This is a genomic window from Kaistella palustris DSM 21579, assembly GCF_000422265.1.
In the GTDB taxonomy this organism is placed as follows: domain Bacteria; phylum Bacteroidota; class Bacteroidia; order Flavobacteriales; family Weeksellaceae; genus Kaistella; species Kaistella palustris.
The window spans coordinates 139,561-156,570 of sequence record NZ_AULL01000017.1; the positions used below are offsets into that span (position 1 = coordinate 139,561).

At 42.9% G+C, this 17,010-nt stretch carries 16 protein-coding genes and 1 pseudogene; 8 read left to right on the forward strand and 9 right to left on the reverse strand.

Translation table 11 applies throughout. The features are described from left to right. Nucleotides 1-77: 77 nt before the first annotated feature. Nucleotides 78-2,201 (forward strand): elongation factor G, encoded by a 2,124-nt coding sequence (locus tag H562_RS0107530; protein ID WP_027376942.1) that lies wholly within the window; start codon nucleotides 78-80, stop codon nucleotides 2,199-2,201. 223 nt (nucleotides 2,202-2,424) lie between these two features. Here the strand turns inward: H562_RS0107530 and H562_RS0107535 are convergent, their stop codons facing one another. The 3 genes from H562_RS0107535 to miaE form a co-directional block, all read right to left on the reverse strand. Beyond that, nucleotides 2,425-3,801, reverse strand: a complete 1,377-nt coding sequence (locus H562_RS0107535; RefSeq protein ID WP_027376943.1) for a tryptophanase — start codon at nucleotides 3,799-3,801, stop codon at nucleotides 2,425-2,427. Between the two features lie 85 nt (nucleotides 3,802-3,886). Next, nucleotides 3,887-4,507, reverse strand: a complete 621-nt coding sequence (locus tag H562_RS0107540) for a DUF502 domain-containing protein (RefSeq protein ID WP_027376944.1) — start codon at nucleotides 4,505-4,507, stop codon at nucleotides 3,887-3,889. A gap of 61 nt (nucleotides 4,508-4,568) precedes the next feature. Next, the gene (gene miaE / locus H562_RS0107545) at nucleotides 4,569-5,147 is read right to left on the reverse strand and encodes a tRNA-(ms[2]io[6]A)-hydroxylase (protein ID WP_027376945.1); all 579 of its coding nucleotides are present in this window, start codon (nucleotides 5,145-5,147) and stop codon (nucleotides 4,569-4,571) included. A 146-nt stretch (nucleotides 5,148-5,293) separates the two neighbouring features. On the opposite strand from miaE, the gene H562_RS0107550 reads away from it, so the two are divergent. Next, on the forward strand, nucleotides 5,294-5,539 hold the full coding sequence (locus H562_RS0107550) for a hypothetical protein (RefSeq protein ID WP_027376946.1): 246 nt from the start codon (nucleotides 5,294-5,296) through the stop codon (nucleotides 5,537-5,539). A gap of 15 nt (nucleotides 5,540-5,554) precedes the next feature. Here the strand turns inward: H562_RS0107550 and H562_RS0107555 are convergent, their stop codons facing one another. Continuing rightward, nucleotides 5,555-6,697 carry an acyltransferase family protein gene (locus tag H562_RS0107555; protein ID WP_027376947.1) on the reverse strand — a complete coding sequence of 381 codons (1,143 nt, stop codon included), beginning with the start codon at nucleotides 6,695-6,697 and terminating at the stop codon, nucleotides 5,555-5,557. Nucleotides 6,698-6,871: 174 nt separating this feature from the next. Between H562_RS0107555 and H562_RS0107560 the strand changes: the two genes are divergently transcribed. The 4 genes and pseudogenes from H562_RS0107560 (at nucleotide 6,872) to H562_RS0107575 (ending at nucleotide 9,916) form a co-directional block, all read left to right on the forward strand. Beyond that, nucleotides 6,872-7,348, forward strand: coding sequence for a DUF421 domain-containing protein (locus H562_RS0107560; RefSeq protein ID WP_394330172.1), 477 nt, complete (start codon nucleotides 6,872-6,874; stop codon nucleotides 7,346-7,348). A 114-nt stretch (nucleotides 7,349-7,462) separates the two neighbouring features. Next, nucleotides 7,463-7,810 (forward strand): annotated as a pseudogene (gene rplU, locus H562_RS0107565) (50S ribosomal protein L21); the annotation flags it as partial. Nucleotides 7,811-7,896: 86 nt separating this feature from the next. Beyond that, complete coding sequence (gene rpmA / locus H562_RS0107570; protein ID WP_027376950.1) at nucleotides 7,897-8,154, forward strand: 50S ribosomal protein L27; 258 nt, start codon at nucleotides 7,897-7,899, stop codon at nucleotides 8,152-8,154. 190 nt (nucleotides 8,155-8,344) lie between these two features. Continuing rightward, entirely contained in the window at nucleotides 8,345-9,916 is a 1,572-nt protein-coding gene (locus tag H562_RS0107575) for a M20/M25/M40 family metallo-hydrolase (RefSeq protein ID WP_027376951.1), read from the forward strand. A gap of 229 nt (nucleotides 9,917-10,145) precedes the next feature. Here H562_RS0107575 and thiL read toward each other — a convergent pair whose 3' ends face one another. Both thiL and H562_RS0107585 read right to left on the reverse strand, forming a co-directional pair. Beyond that, nucleotides 10,146-11,207 carry a thiamine-phosphate kinase gene (thiL, locus tag H562_RS0107580; protein WP_027376952.1) on the reverse strand — a complete coding sequence of 354 codons (1,062 nt, stop codon included), beginning with the start codon at nucleotides 11,205-11,207 and terminating at the stop codon, nucleotides 10,146-10,148. A gap of 59 nt (nucleotides 11,208-11,266) precedes the next feature. Next, nucleotides 11,267-11,806 (reverse strand): acyl-CoA thioesterase, encoded by a 540-nt coding sequence (locus H562_RS0107585; protein WP_027376953.1) that lies wholly within the window; start codon nucleotides 11,804-11,806, stop codon nucleotides 11,267-11,269. A gap of 113 nt (nucleotides 11,807-11,919) precedes the next feature. Between H562_RS0107585 and H562_RS0107590 the strand changes: the two genes are divergently transcribed. Together H562_RS0107590 and H562_RS0107595 are read left to right on the forward strand one after the other, a co-directional pair. Next, nucleotides 11,920-13,137, forward strand: coding sequence for a BaiN/RdsA family NAD(P)/FAD-dependent oxidoreductase (locus H562_RS0107590; protein ID WP_027376954.1), 1,218 nt, complete (start codon nucleotides 11,920-11,922; stop codon nucleotides 13,135-13,137). A gap of 56 nt (nucleotides 13,138-13,193) precedes the next feature. Continuing rightward, nucleotides 13,194-13,517: a bacteriophage spanin2 family protein gene (locus H562_RS0107595; protein ID WP_027376955.1), complete on the forward strand. Its 324-nt coding sequence runs from the start codon at nucleotides 13,194-13,196 to the stop codon at nucleotides 13,515-13,517. 70 nt (nucleotides 13,518-13,587) lie between these two features. Here H562_RS0107595 and H562_RS0107600 read toward each other — a convergent pair whose 3' ends face one another. The 3 genes from H562_RS0107600 to H562_RS0107610 form a co-directional block, all read right to left on the reverse strand. Then, complete coding sequence (locus H562_RS0107600; RefSeq protein ID WP_233701982.1) at nucleotides 13,588-15,717, reverse strand: cation:proton antiporter; 2,130 nt, start codon at nucleotides 15,715-15,717, stop codon at nucleotides 13,588-13,590. 2 nt (nucleotides 15,718-15,719) lie between these two features. After that, a complete protein-coding gene (locus tag H562_RS0107605) occupies nucleotides 15,720-16,268 on the reverse strand; it encodes a hypothetical protein (RefSeq protein WP_027376957.1) in 549 nt (182 codons plus the stop codon). Between the two features lie 85 nt (nucleotides 16,269-16,353). After that, nucleotides 16,354-17,007 carry a phosphatidylserine decarboxylase family protein gene (locus H562_RS0107610; protein WP_027376958.1) on the reverse strand — a complete coding sequence of 218 codons (654 nt, stop codon included), beginning with the start codon at nucleotides 17,005-17,007 and terminating at the stop codon, nucleotides 16,354-16,356. Between the last annotated feature and the right edge of the window lie 3 nt (nucleotides 17,008-17,010).

Consider the following 17,010-nt stretch of genomic DNA (forward strand, 5'->3'; position numbering starts at 1 on the left):
TCTTTCGTAACTTTATATGAATCAAATGTGCTGTATTCTGTATTCTCAGATTTCCGAAAATTATAAAACGCTATATTATGAGTACCAATACCAGAAACTTACGGAATGTAGTTTTACTCGGTCATTCAGACAGTGGTAAGACTACGCTCATAGAAACCATGCTTTACGAAGGAGGGGCGATCAACCGCCGGGGCAGCGTAGAGGGACAAAACATGGTGAGTGACCACACGGAAATCGAACATGAAAAGCGCAAAACGCTGTTTTCTCACCAAATGTTCGTCAACTGGCGAAACAACAAAATAAACATTATCGACACTCCCGGATTTGACGATTTCGTTGGCGAAGTCGTTTCCTCGTTAAAAGTGGCCGATACAGCACTCATTGTATTAAATGCTGCCAACGGTGTGGAAGTCGGCACCCAGATCGTTTGGGAATATGTAGAAAAATATCTTACTCCTACGATTTTTGTCATCAATCAGATGGATCATGCCAAAGCAGATTATGAAAAAACGCTGGAGCAGGCGAAGGAACGTTTCGGTTCCAAAGTGGTTCCCATTCAGTATCCATTAAACTCAGGGGGAAATTTTAATTCCATCATCGATGCATTAAGAATGGTAATGTATGTGTTCCCTGAAAATGGCGGGAAACCGGAGAAAAAGCCCATCCCTGAAAGTGAAATGGCAAGGGCCAATGAAATGCACAACGCCTTGGTAGAGATCGCCGCGGAGAATGAAGAAGGTCTGATGGAGAAGTATTTCGAGGAAGGAAATCTTTCGGAAGACGATCTGGCAAAAGGAATTACGATCGCTCTGGCAAAACAGCAGTTTTTCCCGGTCTTCGTCACAAGTGGTCTAAAAGACATGGGCAGCGGACGGCTGATGGGTTTCATTGATGATATTGCGCCATCGCCCGCAGAACGCCCGGCACGAAAACTCGAAAACGGTGAAGAAATTTCTTACGATCCCGCAGACAAAACCACGGTATTTATTTATAAAACACTCTCGGAGCCGCAGGTCGGAATGGTTTCTTATTTTAAAGTTTTAAGCGGGACATTGAAACCAGGTGATGAACTGATTAATGCTGATAATGGTGAAAATGAAAGACTCAGTCAACTTTTCATTACCGAAGGAAAGGACAGGATTCCTGTGACAGAACTGGTTGCCGGCGATTTGGGCGCGACAGTAAAGTTAAAATCCGGCCACTCCAACAATACATTAAATTCAAAAGGGCTGAACAGAAAAGTCCGGCCGATGGAATTTCCCGAAAGCCGTATTCGAAAAGCGGTTTCTGCCGGCTCCGCTGCCGATATGGAGAAACTGGTAACCGCATTGCACAAAATCGGGGAGGAAGATCCCACTTTACATGTGGAACAGTCTGCCGAACTTAAGCAGACTTTATTGCACGCTCAGGGCCAGCTTCATCTCGATCTTGTGAAACAAAGGCTGGAACGCGAGTTTGGTGTGAAAATGACTTTTGAAAATCCGAAGATTCCTTATCGGGAAACGATCACCGGCAAAGCTGACGCCGATTACCGCCACAAAAAGCAATCGGGCGGAGCAGGACAGTTCGCCGAGATCCATATGCGTGTTGAAAACTTTTACGATGGCATGGAAGAGCCAACCGGTGTAAATATTCGGCAGAAAGATATCGAAGAGCTGCCTTGGGGCGGTAAACTCGCATTTTACTGGTGTATTGTAGGTGGAGCAATTGATAACCGGTTTATCGGTGCAATCAAAAAAGGCATCATGCAGCAGATGAAAGAAGGTCCGCTCACCGGGTCGCACTGCCAGAACATTCGTGTTGCAGTGTACGAGGGTAAAATGCACAGCGTGGATTCCAACGATATTTCCTTTCAGCTTGCTGCCGCGGGCGCTTTCCGGGAAGGATTTCAGCGGGCGAAACCGCAACTCCTTGAGCCGGTGTACAGCGTAGAAATTCTTTGTCCGGATGCGGATACAGGCGACGTGATGGGCGACCTTCAAACCCGCCGCGCCATTATTTCTGGTATGGATTCCGAAGGCCATTATCAGAAAATTCTGGCTGAGGTTCCGCTCGCAGAAATGCACGATTACGGCTCCGCGCTTCGTTCCATCACCGGTGGCCGTGCAAAATTTACGATGAAGTTTTCTCAATATCAGTTGGTTCCCGGCAATGTACAGCAGGAACTTGTAAAAAGTCATGCCCACCTGGAGGAAGCTTAAGAAGAGCCACGGAAAAAGTCGAAAGAGCCAGCTTAGAACTGGAAATGATGATTAAAAAGAGACCCTGACTAAAGTTGGGGTTTTTGGGTGAAGATGGTGAAAACTATTTTTAATTGTACACAACGCTATAAATTTCAATTAGGCATTCGCCAAAAGGTCAGCAAAAACGCGTGACGATCAGCCTTCAGAAAAAAAATATCCGTCGGGCTGACGGATATTTTTGTTAGGCTTTCCCAAGTTGCACCGTGAAATGCCGTAAAATGTCCGGTTCCCACATGATAGAATATCCTTTTGTAATCTCGTTTCGCCGTTCGTAGACATTTTTCACGGCAGCCGCGATATAATCCATGTGATTGTTCGTGTACGTCCTGCGTGGAATGGCAAGCCGTACAAGCTCGAGTTTGGGATAGCGGTTTTCGCGCGTATCGGGATCACGGTCTGCAAGCAGGGTGCCGATTTCCACGGTGCGAATCCCGGCTTCCAGATAAATTTCATTGGCAAGAGTTTGTGCAGGAAACTCCGCGCGGGCGACCTGTGGCAGGAATTTCAGCGAATCAATAAATACGGCATGTCCGCCAATGGGTTTCTGCACCGGAATGCCGTATTCGATGAGTTTATTTCCCAGGTATTCAACCTGTGAAATACGGCTTTCGAGGTAAGGAAATTCTGTCGCTTCAGTCAGTCCCACCGCCAAAGCCGCCATATCGCGACCCGCCATACCACCGTAGGTGATAAAACCTTCGTAGATGATGGTAAAATTTGAAGCGGCACGGTAGATATTTTCATCATTCAGCGCGATGAAACCGCCGATATTTACAAGTCCGTCTTTTTTTGAACTCATGGTCATGCCGGCGCCGTAAGAAAAGACTTCTTTTGCAATCTCTTTGATGGTGCGGTTTTCCTGACCTTTTTCCCTTTGTTTTATGAAATACGCATTCTCTGCAAATCTGGCGGAATCAAAATAGATGGGAATTCCATAACGGTCGGAAAGTTCTTTTACGGCTCTGATATTTTCTATTGAAACAGGCTGTCCGCCGGAGGAATTGCAAGTAATAGTGATCAGGCAGAAAGGGATTTTTTCTTTGGGATAGGTTTTATAAACATCTTCCAGTTTTTGCAGATCAATATTTCCTTTGAAGGGGTGAAGGTTTTCTACATCGAAAGCCTCATCAATGGTACAGTCGACTGCGTGCGCTTTCCGGATCTCGATATGGCCTTTGGTCGTATCGAAATGGGAATTGCCGGGAACAATGTCGCCGTCTTTAACCAAAACCGAAAACAACACGTTTTCTGCCGCTCTTCCCTGATGTGTTGGCAGGAGATATTGGTAACCGGTAATATTTTTTACAGTATCGTGAAGGGCCTCAAAACTGCGGGAACCGGCATAACTCTCATCACCCGTCATCAGTGCGCCCCATTGCTGATCGCTCATAGCGCCGGTTCCGGAATCGGTAAGCAGATCAATGAACACCTGCGACGATTTTAAATTAAAAAGATTGTAATTTGCTTTTTGTAGCCATGATTCTCTTTCTGCACGGGTGGACTGGCGGATTTCTTCCACCATCTTTATTCTGAAAGGTTCAGCGTAAGGTAAATTCATTAGAATGAAAATTAAAGTTTAATAATTAAAAAAGAAGGTTTGCAAAACGATGAAGGTTCATCATTTATCTTTTAACTGTTAACTTTCATTCAGGCGCTTTGAAGACGTTATCGTCACTGTGAAAACCTGCTACGCCACCACTTACCGCAAATTTCATGGCCTGTGCGGCACTTACATTTTCGAGCACCACAATATTGGTGGCCAGTACAAAGACTACCCAGCCGGAAACCGCGTAGGAATGCGGCAGATAAACAGAAACATAATCGGGAAAACCGACAGATGAAAGATCACTCTGCGTAAGAAATCCGATGCGCCAAACGTCAGGTTCTGTGGCTGTTTTAATGAGAACGGGTTGGTTGAATTTTTTCTTGTCGCCCACGAAAGAAGTCATTACATCTTTCAGTGAGGTATAAATGAATTTTATACCCGGCGTATGCTCAAGTATATAATCGAAACTGTCGACAACCACGCGGCCGAGCAGAAATTTATTGCCTAAAAATCCGATCAGCGCAGTACCCAAAATCACGATGGCAAAAGTGATCCCCGGATACAGGCGTGCAGAAATCGCGGGAATGATATTATCGATACTGGAAACGATATACCAAATGATCCAGATGGTGAGCGCAAATGGTCCAATGATAAGCAAACCCTGAAAAAAAGATTTAGCCAAAAGGTTAAAGGACTGCTCAACGCGCTGTTTGTTCATCGGGAGTAAATGGATTTATAGCGGTAAAAATAGGGAAATTATGACTTGAATTTAAAAATAATCAACCGTGGATGCTTTCTTTTTTACCGTACGATTTTATGATCTCCGATTCATAGGTAAGCCATTCCTCCCACCGCTGGTTCACCTTTTCGGGATCGCCGAGTTTTCTGGCAAATCCGATAAACGCGGTATAATGATTGGCTTCAGAGATCATTAACTCCTTATAAAAGGTTTTAAGTTCTTCATCTTTAATGTTTTCGGTGAGCACTTTAAATCGTTCGCAGCTTCTTGCTTCGATCATTGCGGCAAACAGAAGCCGGTCTACAATATAATCTTCACGACTGCCCTGAACAATGAACTTGAAAAGCTGGCCTACATAATCATCCTTTCTTTCGCGGCCGAATTCATAACCGCGTTTTTTAATGATTTCGTGAACCTGCTGAAAGTGATCGAGCTCTTCACGTGCGATATTTAAAAGTTCGGTGATGATCCCGGGATATTCCGGCAGCATGGTAATCAGCGTGATGGCGTTGGTTGTGGCTTTCTGCTCACACCATGCGTGATCTGTTAGGATCTCTTCCAGATTACCTTCTGCAATGTTGGCCCAGCGGGGATCAGTGAGCAGTTTCAGTTTAAACATAGTCAGATTTTTTTGCACTGTAAATGTAGTGATATTCAGGAAAATCTACCGATCAATAATTACACTATATCTAAGCTTTGTAAATAATCATTGGGAATTGTGGCACAAAACTTGAAGTTATTCGATCAACATTAAAAATTTAAATTATGAATACTGCATTAGTAACAAAAAAAATGGAAAGCTTCGGGATCTTTATTCTTACTTTCTTTTTCAGCGTGATGGCTCTGGCCCAGGAAACTACAACTCCAAAAGTTGATGTCTCTACAACTTCAACCACAACTACAACTACAGAAGAATGGTACTCCAATCCGATTTTCTGGGTGATCGGCGCTCTGCTGCTCATCGTACTTATCGCAGTTGTGGCGAGAGGTAACAGAAACACAGCTGACTAAAAATGTAAAGAAACTTTATATGCCGCTTCCGGAAACTGAGGCGGTTTTTTTGCGCAATAATTCTAAAAATTTCCAGCCGAATGCATCCATTTTCTTTAAACCTGTGGCAATAAGAACAGCAAGTCCCACATTTAAAAGATAAATGAGAATCATCAGCAGCCACCATGGCATCTTACCCTGCAAAGGAACAACTGCAAAATAAACCAGTGAAGAACTGATTCCCTGCGCGAAATAAAAGAAAATCGCATTTTTACCGATATACGTGATAAGATTAGATTTGCTGATCTTCACTCTGTTATAAAGAACAAAAAGGGTGAGTAATGAAAAACTTGACCAGAAAATGTACAGTAATTTCGGTGGAAACTTGGCTTTATTCATCTTTAAAAATAATTCTTTCCCGAAATTCCAGAAGAGAAACAGAAGAATAAAAATCAAAATCCCATATAGAAACGGAATCCATTTTCCCGGTATTTTTTTACCTTTTAATTGATGCGCTAATAAGAAAATCCCCAGGTAAAATGCAACATAACCAACTTGTCCAGATGGGTAAGATTGTGGAGGAAAATCAAAAAACGGAAGCAAGTTGAGAAGTGGGTAAAGATTAAAAATTAAAGTCAAACCAAAACACAATCCTATAAACCAAGTAATGTGTTTTGAAAAAAACTTCAAAATTAAAACTCCAAAAACGGTCAGAATAAAATACACTTTTAAATACCAGAAACTTCCCATCACGACAGGAAAACTATCCGCGTTTGTATATTGATGAAGATACCAATTCCCAAGATTTTGCCATTGCGGAACATCAGAAATACTGGTCGGAACATATTTACTCCCGAAAGTCCCGTAGAAATTTTTCATCCACTCCAAACCGAAGAAATTCAGCCCGAAAACTTTGAAAAAATAATCCAGAAAGAACAGGAAGGTCACAAATATCATATAAGTGATCTGCAGTTTCAGCAGGCGGTACAGAGTTTTTTCTACATTGGCGCCGGAAGTGAGGCCACTTAAAGCGTAGAACAGCGGTACATCGATCAGCAGCGACAGGATCCGCACTTCGCCCGGCACATAATACTGCCCCGACCAATACGCCGTATGGATGAAGATGATGGAGAGTGTTGCAAATCCTTTCGCGAAATCTATATATAAATCTCTTTTCATAAATTAGTGAAAAATCAAATGTAGAAAAAATAAAGACTGCCCGCTTTTTAATTTTACCTAAAGGTTCTGTGTAAGCGTTATGTCTGAATTTTTTCTCTGCTGGCCTAAAATAAACCAATGGAATAAACTTTCTTTCAGGACTGGAGCGGTCTGTTACGAATTGCCGTCACCAGTATTTCGGCATATCTGATGCTGATTATAATGCTGCGTATTTCAGGAAAGCGAACACTCTCCAAGATGAATGCTTTCGATTTTATAGTCACCATCGCCCTGGGCTCTATGCTGAGTTCTGTGATATTAAATAAAGATACGCCACTGGCCGAAGGACTGCTGGCAATTGGTCTGCTCATTTTAATGCAGTATCTGTTTTCAATGTTATCCGTGCGGAGCACGAAATTTAAAGCGCTGATCAGCAATCCGCCAGTCGTATTATATTACCGCGGCCAATTTTTTGATGAAATTTTAAAGAAAGAAAGAATTGCTCAGTCGCAGATCAACCAATCCATTCGCGGCGCAGGTTTTGCTGATATTACGGCCATTGAGGCAATTGTGCTGGAATCTACAGGTGATTTATCCGTTATCAGCAAGGCGGACCAGGTGAAAAGGCGCAGCGCGCTGAGCGAAATTACAAACTTTCCGGCAGAAAAATAAGGTGCCATTTCCGTGCTTTCCATAAATACCATCTGAATTAAAAATATATTTGTGGATAACTCAATTTTATTTCTTACTTTTGCACCTCGAATTAACTAACAAAACTTATAAACAATGTTTGCAATTGTAGAAATAGCAGGGCTTCAATACAAAGTTGAGCAAGACCAAAAGTTGTTTGTAAACCGTTTGAAAGGCGATAAAGGAGGAAAGGTTTCTTTCGATAAAGTACTTTTAACTGTAAACGGTTCTACAACAATCGGCGCCCCAGCTGTAAGCGGTATCACTGTTGATGCCGAGATTTTAGATCACGTGAAAGCGGATAAAGTAATCATCTTCAAAAAGAAAAGAAGAAAAGGTTACGAGAAGAAAAACGGTCACAGACAATCGTTAACACAAATTCAGATCACCGGTATCACAGGATTTGACAATAAGAAAGAAGACAAAAAAGCAGCTCCAAAAGCGAAGAAAGCAGAAGCGCCAGCTGTAGAAACAACGAATACAGACAGCGAAACCGCTGAATAATTTAAACCAAAAAACCTTAAAATAAAATGGCACACAAGAAAGGAGTTGGTAGTTCCAAAAATGGTAGAGAGTCACATTCCAAAAGATTAGGAGTGAAGATTTTCGGAGGACAAGAGGCTATCGCCGGAAACATTATCGTAAGACAAAGAGGTACGCAGCACCACCCGGGCGAAAACGTGGGCATGGGTAAAGACCACACTTTGCACGCACTTGTTGACGGTAAAGTAGTTTTCAGAAAGAAACAGAACAACAGATCATTTGTATCTATTGAGCCAAACGCATAATTCAAAAAGCGTTTCTAAAATATGTAAATCCCAATCTTCACAGGTTGGGATTATTCTTGTTAAAGGCTTCGCGCAGCTATTCCCCTTTCAGCAAAAAACAGTCTGATAACGGCCAGTTCGGGAGTGTTCGATGTTTATAGTTTTTTACTTTGACTTTAATTATTATCTTTAAAAAAAATTGTGAATAACTATGAAGAAGCAGACTTTTTTCTCATTTTCAGTGTTGCTTTTGGCAACCCAACTTTCATTTACTTCCGCACAGACCAGACAGGAGGAAAAACTTGATCCTGTAATACAGAATTTTGTCAACGAAGTGTATAGCAATTCTCAGCTCGAGCCTATGGCACACGAACTTCTCGACGGTATTGGGCCACGGCTGATCGGCACGCCCGAAATGCTTGCCGCCAATAAATGGACCGCCGAAAAAATGCAGTCCTGGGGCATAGACGCGGAACTGCAGAAATTTGGAACCTGGAAAGGGTGGCAACGCGGAATTACGCATGTTGATATGGTGTACCCAAGAGTAAAAACTTTGGTTGCAACCCAATTGGCCTGGAGCCCGGCGACAAAAAAAGCCGTGGAAGCAGAGGTGATTACCCTTCCAAATGTTTCGTCGAAAGCCGGATTTGACCGTTGGCTTACTTCTGTAAAAGGTAAGATCGTTCTCATGGCACAGTATCAGCCACTCGGGCGGTCGGATGAGCAGGTTAAGGAATTCGCTACACCGGAACTTTACGAAAAACTAAAAGCTGAACGGCTGCAAGCGGGCAAAGACTTCCGCGAATATGTGAAAAACATTGGCTACGATAATAATTCTCTGCTGGAAGCAATTGAAAAAGCCGGTGCAGCAGGAATCGCAATTTCCAACTGGACAGGCATTATGGGCGCAAACAGAATTTTTGGAGCGAAAACAAGCAAAATTCCAATGTTTGATATCGAACTCGAAGATTACGGCATGCTGTACCGGTTAGCAGAAACCGGAAAAAAACCCCGGATTAAAGTAGACACTCAGTCCAAAATATTGCCGGAAACTGCTTCTTTCAATACAGTAGGGATAATCAAAGGCAAAGAAAAACCGAATGAATATGTAATTCTTTCCGCACATTTAGATTCCTGGGATGGTGCTCAGGGCGCGACCGATAACGGAACCGGTGTTCTTACCATGTTGGAGACCATGCGTATCTTAAAAAAATATTACCCGAACAATAAACGCACGATCATAGTTGGCCTTTGGGGCAGCGAGGAACAGGGGCTCAACGGCTCCAGAAGTTTTGTGGCCGATCATCCCGAAATCATTAAGGGCACGCAGGCAGTTTTTAATCAGGATAACGGGACCGGCCGCGTTGTAGATGTCAGCGGGCAGGGTTTTGTGCACTCCTATGATTATATCAGCAGATGGCTGAGTGCCGCACCAAGAACTGTTCGCGAGCAGATCAAAAGCACTTTTCCCGGGATGCCCGGAGGTGGTGGCTCGGATCACGCTTCGTTTGTAGCGGCTGGCGTACCCGGATTTTCACTGAGCTCTTTGAACTGGGGGTATTTTGGTTACACCTGGCATACGACGAAAGATACATATGACAAAATCGTTTTCGATGAGGTGAAAAACAACGTGATCCTCACGGCGACATTAGCATATATGGCTTCAGAAGATCCGGAATTTACCAACCGCGAAAAACGCGTAATGCCGACGGATGATAAAGGCGAAGTGGCAAAGTGGCCTGAATTGCGGGAACCAAAAAGAAGCAGCAAAGATTATAAATAGACGGCGATTTTAATTTGAAAACGGGATAGGAGCGGGCTTTAGCCCGCTTTTTTAGGTATGATGACCAGCTTTAGCCAAAAATTAGAAATCCTTGTTTGTAAAAAAAGCGACCCTATTTGTAGTCGCTTTAAAATTATTGTCCCTCATTATATGGGAGAATTTTCTAACTTATTGATAGTACATCAATTTTGTTTGTATGTCATGCTGAACCTGCCGAAGCATCTTTAATTTACTCTTTGTCTTTATTCAGAAAAGCATCCCAGCCCTGCGCGTTCAGCGCTACCAGTTCATTGCTGCCGCGCGCTACAAGATAGTTACCCTGATCCAAATCTACAGCATGACCAATAATACTGAAGTCAGGATGGTTTCGCATCTTTTCAAAATCTTGCGGTGCCACAGTAAACAGAAGTTCATAATCTTCGCCACCGCTCAGTGCACACGTCACCGGATTCAAATTAAGTTCCTCTGCCGTAGAAATCGTGAGCGAATCCATCGGGATCTTCTCCTCATAGATCCGGAAACCCACTTTGCTCTGGTCCGACAAATGCAGTGTTTCCGAAGACAGGCCGTCAGAAATATCAATCATGGAAGTCGGCTGAATATCGAGTTCTTTTAAAGTTTTCTTAATGTCGGTTCGGGCTTCAGGCTTTAGCTGTCTCTGCAGGATATAGTCGTAACCTTCCATTTCAGGCTGCATATTTGGATTGGCGAGATATACAGAATGTTCTCTCTCCAGAATTTGCAACCCAAGATATGCACCTCCAAGATCACCGGTCACTACAAGAAGGTCATTGGGTCTAGCCCCGCTTCTTTTAATGATGTCTTCCTTTTTCTCCATACCCACTGCGGTAATGCTTATAATTAATCCGGAAGTGGAACTGGTAGTGTCGCCGCCAACCAAATCTACATTATAATGTTTACAGGCAAGGGCAATACCTGCATAGATCTCCTCCAGTGCTTCTACCGGAAACCTGTTAGAAACTGCCACACCAACCAAAATCTGCGTAGGGGCGGCATTCATGGCTGCGATATCACTTAAATTGACGACGACTGCCTTATAGCCTAAATGTTTTAGTGGAACATAACCAAGGTTAAAGTGAACGCCTTCCGCAAGAATATCTGTGGAGAAGACAACCTGTTGACCTTCAGGATTCAAAACTGCTGCATCATCACCAATGGAAATTTCAGTCGAAGTATTTTCAGGCCGAAAGTTTTCGGTTAAGTGTTTGATCAGACCGAATTCGCCATAGGTTGATATCGGTGTTAGTTGGGGGTTTTTATCTTCGAGCATCGGTTTTTTTGTTTTTGATGGAATTCCGGGTTTTATGACAAATAATTTAGAAATTGCAGCTATTCAGCAGTTTTTTCATCCTTATCTTTTTTCCAGGTAAAGGTATTGCGTTTGTGAAAGGGTACTACATCTTTCGGTTTAAATGGCAGATCTTTTAAATCCTGCCGGGTAAGAAGCTTTACGTTCTCACTTTTAAATTCGGTCATTACCTCCAGGATATCATCCGGCGGCGTAGTCGATTTACGAAGCATGGTATCGATCCACACACCCGTGGCTTCTGCGGTGGCACAGTGCGTACCGTCGGGCATATAAAAATTGTGAACAAATCTGTAAATACTTGCATCTTCCGACATACCGGCAATTTCTGCAGTGACGTACACGGTCTGGTCCGGTAAGATCTCCTTGAAAAAGGAGTAGCGCTCATGTAAAATTACCGGTCCTATTCCCCAGCGGTTCAGCTCTTTAAGGCCCATTTTGTGCGTGTTCATAAATGCCATTCTGGTTTGCGCGCAATATTCTACATACGACGAGTTTGCGAGGTGACGGTTGGCATCGATGTCACTCCAGCGGACCTCGAATTTATAATGATATTCAGACATTTTTGTAAATTTTGAAGAGAACAAATTTACTCAATAAAGATGGTTCGGAAAAATCGTAATTTTGGGAGCGCTGTTAGAGCTCCGAGCTCTAACAGCGCTTAAAAAGTTAATCATTGAAAAAGAAAAAAATAATCATTATCGGCGGTGGTGCGGCAGGTTTTTTTTGCGCCGCAAATCTCGATGAATCCAAATTCGATGTGCTGATCCTGGAACAGAACTCCGATGTTCTGCAGAAGGTAAAAATTTCCGGTGGTGGCAGATGCAATGTTTCACATGCCTGTTTCGAGCCGCAGGAACTTGTACAGTTCTATCCGCGCGGAAATAAAGAGTTGCGCAGCGTGTTTCACAAATTTCAGAGCGGTGATACCATGGAATGGTTCGAAAAGAGACAGGTTCCATTAAAAATAGAAAGCGACAACCGTATTTTTCCCGAAAGTAATTCTTCGCAAACCATTATCGATACAATGGTTGATGAAGTGAAACATAAACAGTTTGAAGTAAGAACCCAAGCGGTAGTTCTTGACATTGAAAAACAAAATGATCATTATGTGGTGAAAACGGCATCCGGTTCTTACCATGCCGACTACATAGTGTATACTACAGGAAGTTCGCCAAAATCATTAAAAATGATCAGGCAGCTCGGTCATAATCTTGTAGAACCTGTGCCCTCCCTGTTTACTTTTAATATTAAAAATGATACGCTAAAAGATTTAATGGGAACCAGTTTTCCTTTTGCAGAAGTTTCTATTCCCAAATTAAAAACAAAGGAATCGGGGCCGATGCTCATCACCCACTGGGGACTTTCAGGTCCCGCGATTTTAAAAATTTCGGCCTGGGAAGCGCGCGAACTGGCGGAGCTAAAGTATCATTTCGAAATCGTGGTGAATTTTCCGGGAATACCACCGGATGAAGCTGAAGAAAAATTTAAAAAATTCAGGCAGGAGAATCCGAAAAAAAATATAGGCACATCGAAGATCTTTGAGATCACAACGAGATTTTGGCACCGTATCCTTACGCTTGCACAAGTGGAACTCAATAAAAATATCTCGTCGCTGTCCGCGAATGAACTGGAGCTGATCCTCGGATTTCTGTGCGCGAACAAAATGAAGGTTACCGGTAAATCCACTTACAAAGATGAGTTTGTTACCGCGGGCGGTGTGGAACTCAGGGAGATCAACTTTAAAAATATGTCTTCAAAAATTCTGGATAATTTTTACCTCGCCGGCGAAGTTTTAAATATTGATGCGGTTACCGGGGGCTTTAATTTTCAGGCTTGCTGGAGCGAGGCCTGGCTCATTGCGCAGGATCTGAATGCAAAAGAATTCTGGTGATCCACAAAGTTGCGGTCATAAATAATTTTGTTACATTTGAAATATAATTTCCCTCAATGAAAAGATCGTTTTCCCTCTTCATTTTATTCCTGTTATTTACCGCAACTGCCTGCCAGACAAGAGTGGTAAGCGCGCAAAAACCTTTGCAGCCCAATTCGCTGGAGCTCTATGAGAGATATACCATACAAACCAACGATGCCAAAGAATTTAAAGTTCAGGTTCTGAAACAGGATGCCGGGAAAATTTATGCCAAATCCAAAAGTGGTGAAGATGTCGTAATAAATAAGAGTGATGTACGCGAAGTAAAGAAACTGAACGTTCTGGCCTCTGTTGTGATCGGCCTGGCGGCTGTAGCAGCAGTGATTTTTGTACCTATATAGGTAAATCATAATTCAGGATAAAAGGAGCAACCAAAAACTGCTCCTTTTTTTATATTCTTATTTTATCATTTTATTTAAAGAGTTTCCGCACCATTTGCCCGATCTCGATAAAATCGCTGGTGTTGGAAATGTTTCGTGTATCCCTCTTGTACTCGGTTTCATTGCGGTTGCCGGGAAAAATAAGCAGGAAATTTTTTCCGCGTACATATTGATTCAGCAAATTCGGTATGTTTCGCATCTGTGGCAGATACGATGCCATGCTGCGCGTTGACATAAACAGGATCAGCGCGTCGTCATCTTTCATTTTTTCAAAAACCTTTGGTAGCTCATTCCAGTTATTAAAGATGATAAAAGCCGCATCAATATTCGATTTTTTACGGATCCGCTGAATCATGGCTATTGAGGTATCGTCGCCATAAAATTCGATTTTCGATCCTGTATTCCGGGCAATATTCCAAACCTTTAATAAGGAATGAAAAAAACGTGTTTCCTGGGAAGCATTTTTCGGAATGATGACAAAATATTTCTGGATCGTTGCAATAGGCTGCACCGCCTGATAAACCAATACATCTGCCTCCGTATTTTTCAGATAACCACTGTACAGATTATACACAAAACTTGCTGAAAAACCCTTCTCGTGATCGATGCCAATGATAAGATCAGTAATATTGTTCACTTTGATCTCATTGCTTACACCTTCTATAAGGTCTGCATCAAACCTGGTAAGTGGCGTGATAAGAACATCTGCAGAAGCTCCGATGTTAACTGCCTCGTGCAGAATTTTCTCAGCGTGCTTTTTTGACGAATCATTTTTTTCTTCATTAATGATGTTGAGGGCAAAAAGATTGTTAGCGCTGTTTTTTGATTTAAAGAGCAGCGCCAGATTGGTCATCGGTTCCACCGTATTTGGATGATTGAGCGCAAGTAAAATATTTTCGGTTTCCGGATTGGTATCGGCAATGGTATTTTCGTTTTCGGCCTTCACTATTTTTTCGCCGTTTTTCTGTGTTACGAAAGATGATATCGTACACGAAATAAGGATCAGCAAAATACTGCCGTTCAGCACACTTTCATCAAGTAAACGGATGGGCTCACCCGAATCTGTTTCGCCCAGAATAATGTTGTAGCCCACGATCACGGTAGCAAGTGTCGCTGCCGCGGAAGCTGAACTGAGCCCGAAAATGATTCCGCCCTCAGGTTTGGTATAGGAAAAGGATTTCTGCGTTGCGATTGAAGCGAGATATTTCCCGCCAATGGAAATGGTAATCATCAGAAAAGCCACTTTTATTGTTTCGAGATCTTTGAAAAACACCGTAAAATCAATCAGCATTCCGACGCTTATAAGAAAAAAGGGAATAAAGATCGCGTTTCCTACAAATTCCACCCTGTTCATTAATGATGAAGTGTGGGGAATAAGTTTATTCAGTGCAAGTCCGGCTAAGAACGCACCAATGATCGCTTCTACACCGGCAACTTCCGCGAGAAGCGCGGCCAGATAAATCATTACCAACACAAAAATATACTGTGATATCTTGTCATCTACTTTTTTAAAGAACCATCTGGCAATAATCGGAAAACCAAACAGAACAACTGCGGCAAACAGCACAATCCCCACCGAAAGCTGAGTCCAGAAAGCAGCATTAACTTCGCCGGTAGTCATGCCGACTACAATTGCCAGCACAAGAAGCGCAAGAATATCTGTAATAACCGTGCCGCCTACAGTCACATTTACCGCGCGGTTTTTTACCACTCCAAGTTTGCTCACGATAGGATAGGAGATCAGCGTATGCGATGAGAAAATACTCGCAAACAAAAAGGAAGTCAGCCAGTTATAATGAAGTATAAAATGCGCGGCCGAAATCCCGATCACAAAGGGTATGACAAAAGTGTAGCCGCCAAAACCGAGACTTTTCCATTTGTTTTTTTTGAACTCTGCAAGGTCGATCTCCAGACCGGCGAGAAACATGATGTACAGCAGACCTGTAGTTCCTGTCACCACAATGCTGCTGTCACGCGTCAGAACGTTAAAGCCGTTTGGTCCGATCACGGCACCGGCAATGATTAAACCCAGCAAATGCGGAACTTTGATCTTATTCAGTAAAAGTGGGGCAGACAGAATGATAATTAAAACCACCAGAAATTTCAGAACCGGATCTTCAAGAGGCAGTTCAAGATGAGATACTTTCAGGAGCATGAGCATAATCAGTTTTTAATTTTTTCCAGGTCCACCGAGAATTTGGCGACGCAGTTTTCGCGTTTCAGTTCGCGCACACCTTTGATGCGGCTGAGATTCGGATCGGTAATTTGCAGTGTGATTTCGGAACTGGCGGCGGTGCCGGCAGTTTCTTCCGATTTAAGTTTCAGTTCGGAGTCAGTCACCTTTCCGGTGTAGAATTTGTCGCCGCCACTTTTATTAGTGATGCGCACGCCGGTGGGCAGAATTTCCCAGATATCGTTTCTCAAATCACCAATCACATGCTCGGAGCAATCGGAATCGGTACAGATCATCTTGCCATTATATTTGCCCAAGATCATATCGGGGAGCTGCACGGCGCTTAATGTATCCGGAATGTTTTTAATGCTGTCGCGCATGGCTTTCAGGTCTTCATAATCCTGCTGTTTGGCAGCGAACTGCTGCTCACGGAGCAGGAGATTCTGCTCGCGCTGTTGCAGCTGATCTTCCTTTTCAGGGTTTTCGCAGGAGGCGAGGAAAAGTAAAGCGCACAGGAATATTAGAAGAGGAAATTTCATAGAACTATTTTTGATGTCCTTTAAAAATATAAAAAAAATCCCGGATTAAAAAATCCAGGTGAATTACAAATATTTGCGTACGCCGTTATTCGTTCATTCTCGCGATCACATCGATGCCGCCTTTTGTCTTGTCGCCGATCTTGCAGATGATCTGGGTGTCAACGGGTAAAAATACATCCATACGGGAACCGAATTTTATAAAACCGAATTCATGGCCCGCCTTGGCTGTATCACCTTCCATACACCTGAAGACAATTCTGCGCGCCACATATCCTGCAATCTGGCGAAAAACTACCTTGTGGTGCGTAAGGCTTTCTACGGCCACAGTAGTTCTTTCATTTAATGTAGATGATTTTTCGTGCCAGGCAACGAGATATTTTCCGGGATGGTATTTTTTGTAAAGCACATTTCCTGAAACAGGATACCTACAGATATGTACGTTCAGCGGAGACATAAAAATAGAGATCTGAATTGCCTTTTCATTTAAAAATTCGGACTCGAAAACTTCTTTGATCATCACCACTTTACCGTCAACCGGCGCGATCACATTTTCTGTATGGTCCTGTATATCACGCTTCGGAACGCGGAAAAACCAAAAAATTAATCCATAAATAATGAGAAGCGGAATAAGAACGATGAGCGCCCAGTCTCTGAAATAATTAATGGAAAGAAATGCGACCAAAGCAAACACAACACTTGCAACGATAATGGTTCCTTTGGATTCTTTATGTAATTTCATACG